General features: G+C 49.6%; 15 protein-coding genes and 1 tRNA gene. 7 read left to right on the top strand and 9 right to left on the bottom strand.

Annotated features, from left to right (window positions below):
* Nucleotides 1–12: 12 nt before the first annotated feature.
* Complete coding sequence (gene serA, locus SIB79_RS01215; protein ID WP_063403598.1) at nt 13–1599, bottom strand: phosphoglycerate dehydrogenase; 1587 nt, start codon at nt 1597–1599, stop codon at nt 13–15.
* Nucleotides 1600–1702: 103 nt separating this feature from the next.
* Between serA and SIB79_RS01210 the strand changes: the two genes are divergently transcribed.
* The 6 genes from SIB79_RS01210 to SIB79_RS01185 all read left to right on the top strand — a co-directional run bounded on the left by SIB79_RS01210 (nt 1703) and on the right by SIB79_RS01185 (nt 6565).
* Nucleotides 1703–2269: a hypothetical protein gene (locus tag SIB79_RS01210; protein WP_063403597.1), complete on the top strand. Its 567-nt coding sequence runs from the start codon at nt 1703–1705 to the stop codon at nt 2267–2269.
* Nucleotides 2266–3057: a photosystem II S4 domain protein gene (locus SIB79_RS01205; RefSeq protein ID WP_063403596.1), complete on the top strand. Its 792-nt coding sequence runs from the start codon at nt 2266–2268 to the stop codon at nt 3055–3057. Before SIB79_RS01210 ends, SIB79_RS01205 begins: the two co-directional genes overlap by 4 nt.
* A 78-nt stretch (nt 3058–3135) precedes the next feature.
* Nucleotides 3136–3207: transfer RNA gene (locus tag SIB79_RS01200), tRNA-Val, on the top strand.
* Between the two features lie 27 nt (nt 3208–3234).
* The gene (gene murD, locus SIB79_RS01195; RefSeq protein WP_063403595.1) at nt 3235–4617 is read left to right on the top strand and encodes a UDP-N-acetylmuramoyl-L-alanine--D-glutamate ligase; all 1383 of its coding nucleotides are present in this window, start codon (nt 3235–3237) and stop codon (nt 4615–4617) included.
* Between the two features lie 488 nt (nt 4618–5105).
* Nucleotides 5106–6104, top strand: coding sequence for a hypothetical protein (locus SIB79_RS01190; protein WP_063403594.1), 999 nt, complete (start codon nt 5106–5108; stop codon nt 6102–6104).
* A 314-nt stretch (nt 6105–6418) separates the two neighbouring features.
* Complete coding sequence (locus SIB79_RS01185) at nt 6419–6565, top strand: hypothetical protein (RefSeq protein ID WP_413681126.1); 147 nt, start codon at nt 6419–6421, stop codon at nt 6563–6565.
* Between the two features lie 153 nt (nt 6566–6718).
* Here the strand turns inward: SIB79_RS01185 and SIB79_RS01180 are convergent, their stop codons facing one another.
* The 4 genes from SIB79_RS01180 to SIB79_RS01165 all read right to left on the bottom strand — a co-directional run bounded on the left by SIB79_RS01180 (nt 6719) and on the right by SIB79_RS01165 (nt 9765).
* Entirely contained in the window at nt 6719–6982 is a 264-nt protein-coding gene (locus tag SIB79_RS01180) for a hypothetical protein (RefSeq protein ID WP_236072628.1), read from the bottom strand.
* 439 nt (nt 6983–7421) lie between these two features.
* Nucleotides 7422–7694, bottom strand: a complete 273-nt coding sequence (locus SIB79_RS01175) for a DUF4090 family protein (RefSeq protein ID WP_063403795.1) — start codon at nt 7692–7694, stop codon at nt 7422–7424.
* A 446-nt stretch (nt 7695–8140) separates the two neighbouring features.
* Nucleotides 8141–9064 carry an AEC family transporter gene (locus tag SIB79_RS01170; protein ID WP_063403593.1) on the bottom strand — a complete coding sequence of 308 codons (924 nt, stop codon included), beginning with the start codon at nt 9062–9064 and terminating at the stop codon, nt 8141–8143.
* Nucleotides 9065–9129: 65 nt separating this feature from the next.
* The gene (locus tag SIB79_RS01165; RefSeq protein ID WP_063403794.1) at nt 9130–9765 is read right to left on the bottom strand and encodes a 2OG-Fe(II) oxygenase; all 636 of its coding nucleotides are present in this window, start codon (nt 9763–9765) and stop codon (nt 9130–9132) included.
* A gap of 157 nt (nt 9766–9922) precedes the next feature.
* Between SIB79_RS01165 and SIB79_RS01160 the strand changes: the two genes are divergently transcribed.
* Nucleotides 9923–10399: an EVE domain-containing protein gene (locus SIB79_RS01160; protein WP_063403592.1), complete on the top strand. Its 477-nt coding sequence runs from the start codon at nt 9923–9925 to the stop codon at nt 10397–10399.
* Nucleotides 10400–10551: 152 nt separating this feature from the next.
* Here the strand turns inward: SIB79_RS01160 and SIB79_RS01155 are convergent, their stop codons facing one another.
* The 4 genes from SIB79_RS01155 to SIB79_RS01140 form a co-directional block, all read right to left on the bottom strand.
* On the bottom strand, nt 10552–10818 hold the full coding sequence (locus tag SIB79_RS01155; RefSeq protein WP_063403793.1) for a DUF2811 domain-containing protein: 267 nt from the start codon (nt 10816–10818) through the stop codon (nt 10552–10554).
* Between the two features lie 364 nt (nt 10819–11182).
* The gene (locus SIB79_RS01150) at nt 11183–11560 is read right to left on the bottom strand and encodes a DUF1818 family protein (RefSeq protein WP_063403792.1); all 378 of its coding nucleotides are present in this window, start codon (nt 11558–11560) and stop codon (nt 11183–11185) included.
* Nucleotides 11561–11564: 4 nt separating this feature from the next.
* Nucleotides 11565–11792 (bottom strand): DNA-directed RNA polymerase subunit omega, encoded by a 228-nt coding sequence (locus SIB79_RS01145; protein WP_011130810.1) that lies wholly within the window; start codon nt 11790–11792, stop codon nt 11565–11567.
* A gap of 48 nt (nt 11793–11840) precedes the next feature.
* Entirely contained in the window at nt 11841–12125 is a 285-nt protein-coding gene (locus SIB79_RS01140) for a hypothetical protein (RefSeq protein ID WP_063403791.1), read from the bottom strand.
* Nucleotides 12126–12135 lie beyond the last annotated feature (10 nt).

Here is a 12135-nt window from a genome sequence, read left to right as displayed (position 1 = left end):
CATCAGCCCTGATCAGAGGGTGACCGGATGGGCTTCCTTAATGCCATTGATCGCATGGATGGTGACCAGCAAGCTGGGCGGAATTGGATCATCAATGCTCAGCACCATCACCGCATCACCGCGCACAATGCGACGCCCCACCTGCATCGATGCAATGTTGACGTTGTGTTCACCAAGCACGGAGCCCAACTGACCGATGATCCCAGGCATATCGCGGTGCCTGGTCAACAGCATGTGTCGACTAGGCGACACGTTGACCGGGAATTCATCAATGGTGGTGATGCGCAGATCGCCATTGGCAAACACCGCACCCGTCACGCTGTGACCGCCCTGGTCACCACGAGTCGTCAGTTGCAAGGACCCCCCGGCAAAATCCTTACTTGTCTCGTCCTTGACCTCCAAGACACGAATGCCACGGCCCTTGGCTTCTAAGGACGCATTCACGTAATTGATCCGATCGCCAAGGGCACTGGTCAGCACGCCCTTGAGAGCAGCAATCACCAGAGGCTGAGAGGGATGCTGAGCGAACTCCCCCTGAAGACGAACTTCAAGCTCCTGCAACTGTCCTCCGGAGAGCTGGCTCACCAACAGCCCCAGGGTCTCGGCTAATTGCAAATGAGGCTTGAGCCGCTCCATGATCTCTGCACTGAGGCCAGGGATGTTCACGGCACTACGGGCAGGGAGGCCAAGCAGGACGTCTCGGATCTGTTCCGCAACATCCACAGCCACGTTCTCCTGCGCCTCCGTCGTCGAAGCTCCAAGGTGGGGCGTAAGGATCAAGCGATCCTGCACAGAGCGCAGCGGCGAATCGCTAGCCAATGGCTCCTGGGCATAAACATCCAAGGCAGCCCCGCCAATCACTCCAGCCGTCAAGGCATCAGCCAGAGCCGACTCATCGATGATGCCACCGCGAGCACAGTTCACGAGCCTTGCTGTGGACTTCATCTTGCCCAGCAATTCCGCATTGACCAAATTCTCGGTATCGGGAGTACGAGGGAGATGCAAGGTGATGTAGTCGGCCTGCTCAAAAAGATTCTCCAAGCTTGAGAGTCGCACCTGCATCTGTTGAGCACGGTCCGCAGAGATGAAGGGGTCGTAAGCGATGACCTCCATACCCATGGCATTGCAGACCCGGGCCACATGGGAGCCGATCTTGCCGAGCCCAACCACGCCAAGAACTTTCTTATAGAGCTCGTTCCCTACATATTTCTTGCGATCCCAACCCCCAGCCATCGTGCTGGCGTGAGCCTGAGGCACATGCCGAGAGAGCGAAAGCATTAAAGCCAACGCTTGTTCGGCAGCAGCAATAGTGTTGCCTTCCGGCGAATTCACCACCAGAACACCCTGTTGGGTGGCCGTCGGCACATCAACATTATCGACGCCAACACCTGCCCGACCAATGATGCGCAAACGTGCGCCGGCTTTGATCACATCCGCCGTGACCTGCGTGCCAGAACGAATCATCAGAGCGTCGTAGTCGCCGATCATCGCCTTGAGGTCATCCTCTGACAGGCCCACACGCTGATCCACCTGTGCAACCTGAGCGAGGATGTCAATTCCCGCTTGGTCGATAGGGTCTGAAACCAGAACTTTCGTCATCAACCGTCGCAAGACTGCAGCAGGGCACTGTAGAGATCTACATGCTCCAAGCCCTGCAGATCACAAAACAGGGTTCAGAATTCAAACGATTGAGGTGTGTTGTATGGCTATTTGCGTTCTTGTTCTCGCCGAAAGAGACCACGCAGATCAATTGAATGAACAACTCAAGGCAGCAGAGACCCCGCTAACCCGTTGTGAGCTGATTCAGCCGGCAACCAACTCAGAAACACAACCTGAGAGAACGGCCTCAGAGCCCAAGGGAAATGGCAACCCACTCCAATCGATGGACATTGATTCAATCGAGAGGCTGAGCCCCAAGCTGACCCGTAGCCGTCGTCAAAAACTGATGGCCGTCTGGTTGCTGCCGTTTGGCTTCATCTTCGGCATCTTCATCACGCTCAGTACAGACATGGATACCTTTGCCAGTTACGGCAACCTGGGTGCATCAATCATCGGAGGACTGCTGGGCCTCGTCTCAGGTTGGATGGGTAGTTATGCAGCCGCAATCAGCGTCAAAATTCCAAACGCTGAAGACGTTCGCATCCTGCGCAATCGCCATGACCAAGGCCAGTGGCTGCTGCTGCTAGAGACCCCAATGGGCATCGATTTGCCCTGGAAAGTGCTACGAGACGCAAATCCCCTCGCATTAACGAGCCTCAGCGAACTGTGATCTTGCCGCGGCAAGAGCTGCTCAAAGGTTGCCTGGATCCACAAGGCATGGAAGCCCTGCTGGTCCAGGCAGAAACTGTGTTACGGACCTGGCAGCCCAGCTGGAGTGCGTTTGTTTCTGCTCCCTTGCGGGAGCAAGCCCTGCATCGGTTTTCCACCCTCACTGATCTGCACTGGCACGCCGACGGTGGTCACCCTGGCGCTGAACGCCAGCGGCTGTGTTGCTGGCGCAGCGAGGATCACCATCACCCCACTCCCTCACAAGCAGCCCCGATTCATGGTCTGCTGCTGCATGGCAACTTTTTATTTGATTCCCCCAGCCCCACAGATCTCCGCCAAGCCCTAGAGGCGATCGACGCTCAACCAGAACAACTTGGAGATCTGTGGATTCGTGGTGATCGCGGTGCACAAGCCCTTTGCACTCCTGAGTTAGCCGTCAATCTCGACGGCCGCAGCAGCAGGGTGCGAGAGGTAGAGATCACCTGTGAAGCCGTGGCAGTAGCTCAACTGCAGCCACCAGCTCATCGCCTGACCCGCCGATTGAACAGTGTTGAGGCCTCTTGCAGGATCGATGCAATCGCCTCGGCCGGCTTTGGTCTATCGCGGGCCAAGGTGGTCAATCAAATCAAGCAAGGTCATCTGCGCCTGAACTGGGAACCAGTCCGACAAACAAGTCGAGAACTTGTAGTGGGCGATCGCCTGCAACTTCAGGGTCGAGGCACGCTCAAAGTGCTGGCGCTGGAAATGACCAAGCGTCAGCGCTGGCGGGTGGAAATGCTGCGGCACTGAAGATTCGTATCGCCAGGCTGCTAGCTTCGCTTCTTGAAAAGCCACCGGTCACCACTCACTCTGATCGAAGGGCCCCGCGGGCGATTAGCTCAGAGGTAGAGCACTACCTTGACACGGTAGGAGTCACTGGTTCGATTCCAGTATCGCCCACTCCCCTTACAAACACAGGACTCATCGATGGCACGCACTGTGGTCGTGGGGCTTGGACGCTCCGGCATCGGTGCGGCACGACTTCTGCAAGCAGAGGGACATCAAGTCACAGTGCTTGAGCGCAGCATCGAGCCCCATCTCCAAAGCTTGGCAGCTGATCTACGTCTGCAGGGAATTGCTGTCGAGCTAGGCAAACCTCTAGAGCTGAACAGCTTCATCCCTTTGCTTGATCAACTTGATGCCGTGGTCATCAGCCCTGGCATCGCCTGGGACCACCCAACACTGACTGCACTGCGTCAACGCGGCATCGACATCGATGGAGAGATGGCAGTGGCCTGGCGAAGCCTGAGCCATCTGCCATGGATCGCCATTACCGGCACGAATGGCAAAACAACAGTGACCCACCTGCTCAATCATGTGCTTGAAAGCAATGGCCTCAGAGCCCCAATGGGCGGCAATGTTGGCCATGCCGCGGCTGAAGTCGCACTCAAATGGCGGCAACCAAACGCACAACGCCCCGACTGGCTGGTCATGGAACTCAGCAGTTACCAGATCGAAGCCGCCCCTGAGATTGCCCCTCGCATTGGCATTTGGACCAACCTCACCCCCGACCACCTCGAACGCCACGGCACCCTTGATACTTACCGAACGATCAAGCGTGGCCTACTGGAGCGCTCAGAGATCCGCATCTTCAATGGCGATGATCCAGATCTGCGCAGCCAAAGATCCAGCTGGGATAAGGGGCTGTGGGTGAGCAGCGAAGGGCCTGGTACTGCAAACCATCGCGCCGACTTTTGGATTGATGCGGAGGGGCTGGTTAGAGAACCGCAAGGAGCGCTTTTTGCCGCTTCGGCTTTGGCCATGCCTGGACAACACAATCTTCAAAACCTGCTGCTAGTGACAGCCGCAGCCCGGCAAACGGGGTTGCCAGCAAAGGCCATCGAAGACAGCCTGCGCTCATTCCCAGGCGTGCCTCACAGACTCGAACAGCTTGGGCATATCCAGCAAATGAGCGTCTACAACGACAGCAAGGCCACGAACTATGACGCCTCCTGTGTGGGCCTCAAGGCCGTCCCTGCTCCTGCCGTTGTGCTGGCAGGTGGGCAAACCAAACAGGGCGAGGCTTCTGGATGGCTCAAGCAATTGGATCAGAAAGCCTGCGCTGTAATCCTGTTTGGTGCAGGCGCTTCAGAACTGCAAGAGCTGATCAAAACGTCTGGCTTCAGTGGTGAGTTGCATTGCTGCAGCAACCTCAACGCTGCTGTGACTTTGGCCATTCCACTGGGCGTAGAGCGACAAGCCGCTTGCCTGTTGCTTTCACCTGCCTGCGCAAGTTTTGATCAGTACCAAGATTTCGAAGCCCGCGGCGAACATTTCCGCAATCTAATTGCACCACATTTAACGGCCTAATCTGCGGCTAACTGATCACTAGCTTTAACTTCATAACTCATTCCTCTGTTCGACAATGATGGAGATTACGCTCTATTTGCAACGTCAATCCTACTGGTTTATCGATTACTAATAGCTAGTACAACATTAAACCTTCATGAGCTGATTGATTTAGCCCTTGAGCCAAAGCGCGAGGGCGCCCCACGGCCTCTAGCCACAAGCCACTCTCCGTTCAAGGCCATTGAGATCAGAGCAAAGAAAGGCCTTTCTTTCTCTTCAGCTCATCAATCTGGCGGCACCATAAAACCATTAAAGCAAAGCCAAGTGTGATTCAATTAAGGAAGAAAGACAGTAGAGAATTCCTTCCCTTGAGCTCACCTCGAAGTAATAAATAGAAACATACTGATCCATTACCGCATCCAACTAGACGATTTAAATTTGGTTTAATTGAGAGATCATTCTATTGACTTGATTGATCGGACTATCCCCACAGCATTCATTTAAAAAAGATGGCTGTTAATTCCTGGCAACAAATCCTCATTGAATTTCGGGCTCTTGGTGGAGTAGCAGAAAATATCGACCTCAGAAAAGGGGCCTATGGGAGAGGAATATTCCCTTTGGATCCAGAACTTCCATCAAAAATTCAAGTTCCAGAAGACTTGCTGATTAATGCTAAATACCTACACATTGACTCCAAAGAAATAAAAATCAATCGCGACTCTCCTTATACACCTGAAACAAAAATATTCATAGATAGTTACCTTAAATCTATTGCCTTTGAAACTTGTATATGGGACGAGATCAATGAGTTCGAGGATGGCCTTAGAGAATTACCATTAGAGGTTATTAAACTGCTTGAAAACTTAGGGGCTTTAGACTTAAAGGCTAGGCATAAAGGAAATTGGCAAGAAGTTATATTTAACAATTTTATCCAGTCTAGATTTATAGATTACAAAAACGAGAAATGCTTAGCTCCTATTTTTGAACTCGTCAATCACAATCATAATTTTCAGACATTCTCAACCAATGCCAATTCAGGAATTTCCACTGAAAAGGGAAAAGGGGATCATGAGTTCCTACATAGTTATTCTAAAGGCAATGATCCAATAAGGATATTTTTTGGCTATGGCTTTAGCAGCAAAGAGCCTTTTGCATTTTCTTTCCCTATCATAATCAATGTCTCCACAACTAAGAAACCAGTTCGAATTCAAGGAGGATCAGGAATAGAAGGTTTAATCCACTTGGAAAATCAAGACAATGAGTTGTTGCTTGATTATTTACCCATTGGCAATAAATTTGACCCTACTTTCCCAATCAGACAACTAACTGCAACTCTAAAGCCATTCCCAGAATACAAACCTCGGGAAATATTAAACAAAGCATTCACTTCCAACCAAGAAGAGATCTGCAACCTGCTATTAAAATTAGATCAATCAAATAGCAAAATAACTTCTTTACTTAAAGAAACTCTTTACTATCAATTATCAGCCATTGCCTATTACTGGTGAGAAGCCTGAAAGCTGCTCTAGAGGTTCAGCATTGTAGTGGAGGTCATCGAAGCAATCCTCCAGCTTTGGGGCAAGTGAAAGCCTTATAAAAGATACAATTGTGAATCAGCATTTATCTCTTACTAACCCTGATTAAATTGCTACTTACAACAAACATGAAAAGCCCTTGTGCAAATCATGCTCCCAAGAGCCATTGACAATGGCATCAGAGATATTGTCAAATTTTCCTAGGCAAAATTTTCTCTGCCAAATCTACATAACATCCTTCTAGTTCTCGTGGTGAGTTGCTTTGCTGCAGCAACCTCAACGCTGCTGTGACTTTGGCCATTCCACTGGGTCTAGAGCGACAAGTCGCTTGCCTGTTGCTTTCACCAGCCTGCGCAAGTTTTGATCAATACCAAGACTTCGAAGCCCGCGGCGAACATTTCAGTAGCCTGGTTTCATCACATTTAACGTCCTAATCAACGGCTAACTGATCACTAGCTTCAACTTCATGCTCATTCCTCTGTTTAACAATGATGCTACTGGTGCTCTATTTTTAACGGCAATCCTACTTCCTTTTCGATTACTAATAGCCAGGGCAGTATTAAACCTTAATGGGCTGCTTGATTGATTTAGCCCTTGAGCCAAAGCGCAAGGCCGCCACCACGGCCTCTAGCCGCCAGCCACTCTCCATTCGAGGCCATTGAGATCAGAGCAAAGAAAGGCCTTTCTTTCTCTTCGGGAACATCAAGCGAGCGGCTCCATAAAACCCTTGAAGCAAAACTAACAGTGATTCGATCAAAAAAGAAAGACAGTAGAGGCTGCGATCCCTTGAGCTCTCCTCGACCCGTGAATTCAAGCTTTAGCAAGCCAATGCAAACAGAGTTAGCAATCACCAAAGGCAAGCATTCATGACTCCCATTCTCTTGTCTGAGCTCTAGGCTCGCAGAAAAAAATCGAAGCATCAAAGAAGAGAAGAAGTCTTTTTTCTCTTTGCCTTGCTTCCAAACAGATACAAACTTCCAAAGTCCATTGAGTGAATTAATCTCAATCCCGCTGCCTTGCTTTCTCGCCGAGGCTTCAAGCTTTAAAAGCTCATGTGAAGCAGGAAGACTTGTCAATCTGCTTTCATGCTTGGCTTCGCGGCTAGACAAAGAACAATCACCCTCATACTAATCAATTTAATCACACCAACGTCTAGAGCAATAGTCAAATCAAAATCTATTGACGAATATAAGTGTCTATTTGATAACAACTCTCGGCCTAGAGGTAGCTAGCAAAAGGTTAACGAGCGACAAATGGCTTATCAAAGATATCGCACTTATGCAGTCTGAATCAGCTGAAGAAAAACTCAATCTCCTTTGACTTCAAGCCTTCCCATCCAGCGGCGATAAGACGTTGATTGAGGGTCTCTTGATCGAAATGCTTGGCTCCTGAACGGACAATTCGATTACGCATTGACTTCTTAACACCACTTCTCTTTCTCGCACCTTCTTGATCCATGACTTCCTTGTAGAGTTTGAGCATCTCCACAGGAATGGGGCTGCCATCAAGATCTATCCCTGCCTCAATCGCTTGATCAATTGCACCCGGACCAGAAAAATCCATCGGTAAGATTTGCAGACTGCTCGTGCTCATCATAGTGCGTTTAGAACTTGCAAGAGCGCAGAAGTTAGCAATTAAAAGCCCAGAGGGAGATACCTCATTGAGGCTCTACTCAAGCACTGCAATTGCTGAGACAACTTAACATCGTTGATATAAACTCATTTTTGATAATCTCTAGGCCTAGATCTTATCACTGCTACCACAATTAGCATTCTATAAAACTCATCGAGAAATGCTTTCAAAACACACCTTAGCAGCAGCACGAACATCAATTCCTCAAATCTGCCCCATGGCCAAAACAAGACAGACCGTCAACGAGTAACCAGTGAAAACTTCCTGTTGAAAGAGAGCCAAGATACTTCGGTAATCAAAAATCTTTAGCCAACTCAGGCAATTCATTAACAAGAAGTCGCCTCTATGATTTTTTGAGAATAAATTCAATTCTTGAATCAATTAATCGATTGAAGAACTAAATAGCAAATAGGGATTGTCGCCAATGAGATCAAAGTACTCCAAGCCACTAAAGAAGCCGCAACGTGTTGCTCCTGACCACTTGCTTCCGCTAACAACAAAACTGATATAGCTGTGGGTGTAGCCGCCTGCAAGACAAGGGCATTAGACATCAAAGTTGACAAACCAAAAACCTTGGCAAGAGTCAACATTAAGGCAGGAAGGAACATCAGCTTTATCAGCAAGCTAGGCCCAACTAATGAGAACAAGTTACCAATTCCTGGATTATTAACAGACCCAAAAGAGCCCAAACGGATCCCAACAATCATTAGAGCTAGAACAATCAAAATTCTGGATGGGGCCCAAAGAGCAGAGGTGATTTGATCATTCCATGGAGTCAACTGAACAAAAAATGCCCCAACCAATCCCTTCGTCGCAGGACTACTAGTCAGAACACCTAAAAGATTAGTCCAAGCAGCTCTGCCCTTCAATTCGGATGAGGAGTTTGCGAAAAGTATGGGTCCTAAACTCCATACAAGTAACGTGGAGGCAAGGTCATAACCAATACTAAAACTGAGTGCTTGACTTGGCAGAAGAGCCAATGAAACAGGAATCCCTAAATGGCCTGAATTCCCAAAGACACTACCCAAAAGCAAACTTCGATTACCAATAATAGTTCTGATTTTTGGGAAAGTTCTAATGACAACTATCAGCAATCCAATCGTAAGCAATGACATCGCAAGGGCCTCAAAAAGGCGCCAATCCATCCCACTCTTGAGCAGAAGACCCATCAGGCTTACTGGTATACCAAAGTTGATAAGAGGTGGCGCTATTTGAGATGCAAGTTCTGCTTTAAAGCGACCAATCAAATAGCCGATTGCCAGCAAAGGCAACAATTCACTAAAGAGTCGCAGAATCAACATTTAACGAACTCAGTGTAAAAAATTTATGAATCTTGGGCTGAGAATTTGCTTTTGAAAAAAAAGTTTCAAGAGGCTGCCAAACGTGAAAGATAAGAGTCTCTACTGCCTGCATTAATCCAGCCTGTAGCAATCGTTTTAGTGCTTTTATGATTCACTCGGCCACGATGAATATGAGATGGGCCTGCAGGGAAAATGACTAGCTTTCCTCGCTCTGCAGGTTCATGATGTTGCTGCCAATAAAACTCAGTACCAGCCGAATCAAGATTATTGCAATAAAGGATCCAAGCAAGCATTCTATGAACAGGCTCTGTTGCCTCATCGCTGATAGTCCAATCACAATGCCAGCGTTTGAAACCTTCCCCAGGACCATAACGTTGGATATTAAAAATCGGGATAACAAACAGAGACTGTTCTGGAGAGCAGTCTCTAAATAACGGACGATCCTTAAGATATTGATCGAGAGCAGCAGTAACACCTCGAACAATCACATCTGAAAGAGCAAATGCCTCTGGATCTGAGCTATCAATTGCAACAAGGCTGATATCGGTTGAAACTTTGGCTGGTTCTGCCTCGGATGAAGATGAGTTATTGCCGAATGCGACTCCACTATGTTGAAGATCAAGGCGCCGATCAAAGAATGACATCACCCCATCAGCAACAGCCTCGAAACCAGTGTTGCGATAGCAAGCAATCAGATCCAAAGACACAGATTTTCAATAGGGATTGGCATCAAGTTAATTACCTTTTCAAAGGAATGACTCTATAGCTAGATTAGCTAGAAAGGTTCATAACGAATAAGACCCCAAGGAAGGGGGCTAGCAAAACTTTATCCAAACCACCACTTTCTTTTGAGATCCCATGGCAAAACAAGACCCTAACTACTGGTTGATGAAAAGCGAGCCCGATGCCTACGGCATCGACCACCTCCAAAAAGAAGGCAACACCCTCTGGGATGGGATTCGCAACTACCAAGCACGCAATTTTATGCGTTCGATGCTCATAGGAGACAAGGCATTCTTTTATCACTCAAACTGCAAGCCTCCTGGAATCGTAGGGCTCATGGAGGTCATTGAAACCGGCCTGGTGGACCCCACACAATTTGATCCAAAAGCCAAGTACTACGACCCGAAGTCATCACCAGACAAGCCGCGCTGGGATTGCGTTCGACTGCATTATCTCGGACGCTTTAGCGAACTCCTAAGTCTAGAAAGTCTGCGGGACAAATACAGCGCTGAGCAACTACCAGTGCTTCGCAAGGGCAATCGCCTCTCAATCTTGCCGATTCCCAAAAGCACTGCCAATGATCTGCTGCAATGGCTTGGACCACTCCACTAAGCCTTCCTAAAAAACAAACACTAAAGAGCTGCTCTTGTCGTCAGACCAGATACCAAGAACATGTCTGGTGCTCGAACCACAAGCAAACTAACGACGCTTCAGCCAAGTAAGGCGCACCCTGCTGCCACTAACGAATAAGCCAGCAGCAGCATTCAAAATCCCTGCATCAGAGAATCGCTGCGAAACATGTTTGCCACGTAAAGACGGGTGATCTCTCTTGAATCCACCCCGTTCTGCACAAGGAAGCCAGCCAAAGCTGCTTTGATCAACCGATACTGATCCCAATTGGGACATGTCTCGATAAAGCCTGCCATGGCCTCTTGCAGAGGCAGAGGCAGTTCGGCCTGGAAGCTGACCACGCCATCCAGCCTGGCATCCTCTACAACCTCCTGGGATTGCACCTTCTGAGATTGCACCATCGGTTGTCTCACAGTTTCTTCTGCGATCTCTTGGACATCCCTCAAGTGCATCTTGACTCCAGAACACGACACCAGTTCTCCACACCTGAACCACTCCCGTCAAGACCTAACCAAAGGCCTCATCTCAATCAATCTCATGGCGAGAACAACGCCCTGACAGCCTTCCTCAGCAAGGCTGTCAGCATGCAGTCTCGATGGGAAGCAAGAACGATCCACGTCAAGGGGGCAAGCACCTAAGCAGACCTTTTTCCACATGCTTGAGCCGAGAGGGCGATTCAAGCCTGCAAGCTGTGGAGAAACTGTGAATTACCTTGTGCAGGCTCGGGGAAAGATCAATGATCCCGCTATCGATCAGCCTCTCTAATCATTGATCAAAGTCCCAGGTGGTTCTCATCGCAGTGGCCATCGCTTGCGCAGCAGGTACCGACCAACATCCTTCAGCGCCACGGGACTTCTCGCCATCGCCCTGCAAAATCACCTGCAAGCTCCAGCTGTGACGATCCCCATCCAGACACGCCCACCACGGCTGACGTTCCATCTCCAGGCAGACAGATTCCTCTGCCAGCAGCTGATCAACAAGCTGCTGATGTTGATCAGTGAGCTCAACAACCAGAGACTGCAAACAGTGCCACTCATCTTGAGTGAGCTCGATAGCCCAGCCGTCCCCTCCAATCAACACCGGAAAGGCTGTCCTAGCAGGGTCCCTGGCAAGTCGCCAGCCAGGGCCCTCCTGTTGAATCATCACCTCAGCCAGGCAGTAGATCCGGTTGGTCCTGCTCGTCGCTTAGTTCCACGATGGCTCGCTGAACCGGCTTCACACTCGATTCCTCCAAAAGGCCATCAAAATCATCGAAACGGCGCTGCTTCGCCCGAAACGCAATTCGAACCGTAGTGAGGTAGCGGTTGCTCGACTGACGGATGAGACTCTCCCCACGCTTGGCAAGGTCTTTGGGTTCCACTCCCGATGTGATCACAGAAACTTCTTATCTCTCAAGGTCACTGTAGGCGAGCGCTGCTCAGCATTAGGCCAATAGATCACTATGAAAGGGCACATGCATGGGATAGCTCCTTTGTAAAGAACCCGGCACCCGCAAAACAATCTGCCTGCCAAGTCCCAAGGCCGCCAAGGGAAGCCTCAGATGGCTCAGCAAGGCGCTGACTTCCTCCAAGTGCTCTGCATCCACACACTCAATCCGGATGCTCCCCCAACTGCGGGTCATGCGGCAATCGAGCAGCGGTTCGAGCTCTGCCTCAATGCAAGGGTCCTCTCGATAAAAAGAGAGCACCAGGCGCTGCAACCGATCCATCGCCATTGTC

The organism is Prochlorococcus sp. MIT 1342 (assembly GCF_047304495.1).
GTDB lineage: Bacteria > Cyanobacteriota > Cyanobacteriia > PCC-6307 > Cyanobiaceae > Prochlorococcus > Prochlorococcus marinus_D.
Note: the sequence above shows the minus strand (reverse complement) of the source record. Positions and strands in the feature narration are given on the sequence as shown.

What these genes read in the sequence shown, in the direction of transcription:
- serA (WP_063403598.1), bottom strand. Translation starts at nt 1,599, where the DNA reads ATGACGAAAGTTCTGGTTTCAGACCCTATCGACCAAGCGGGAATTGAC.
- SIB79_RS01210 (WP_063403597.1), top strand. Translation starts at nt 1,703, where the DNA reads ATGGCTATTTGCGTTCTTGTTCTCGCCGAAAGAGACCACGCAGATCAA.
- murD (WP_063403595.1), top strand. Translation starts at nt 3,235, where the DNA reads ATGGCACGCACTGTGGTCGTGGGGCTTGGACGCTCCGGCATCGGTGCG.
- SIB79_RS01190 (WP_063403594.1), top strand. Translation starts at nt 5,106, where the DNA reads ATGGCTGTTAATTCCTGGCAACAAATCCTCATTGAATTTCGGGCTCTT.
- SIB79_RS01175 (WP_063403795.1), bottom strand. Translation starts at nt 7,694, where the DNA reads ATGGATTTTTCTGGTCCGGGTGCAATTGATCAAGCGATTGAGGCAGGG.
- SIB79_RS01170 (WP_063403593.1), bottom strand. Translation starts at nt 9,064, where the DNA reads ATGTTGATTCTGCGACTCTTTAGTGAATTGTTGCCTTTGCTGGCAATC.
- SIB79_RS01160 (WP_063403592.1), top strand. Translation starts at nt 9,923, where the DNA reads ATGGCAAAACAAGACCCTAACTACTGGTTGATGAAAAGCGAGCCCGAT.
- SIB79_RS01155 (WP_063403793.1), bottom strand. Translation starts at nt 10,818, where the DNA reads ATGGTGCAATCTCAGAAGGTGCAATCCCAGGAGGTTGTAGAGGATGCC.
- SIB79_RS01150 (WP_063403792.1), bottom strand. Translation starts at nt 11,560, where the DNA reads ATGATTCAACAGGAGGGCCCTGGCTGGCGACTTGCCAGGGACCCTGCT.
- SIB79_RS01140 (WP_063403791.1), bottom strand. Translation starts at nt 12,125, where the DNA reads ATGGATCGGTTGCAGCGCCTGGTGCTCTCTTTTTATCGAGAGGACCCT.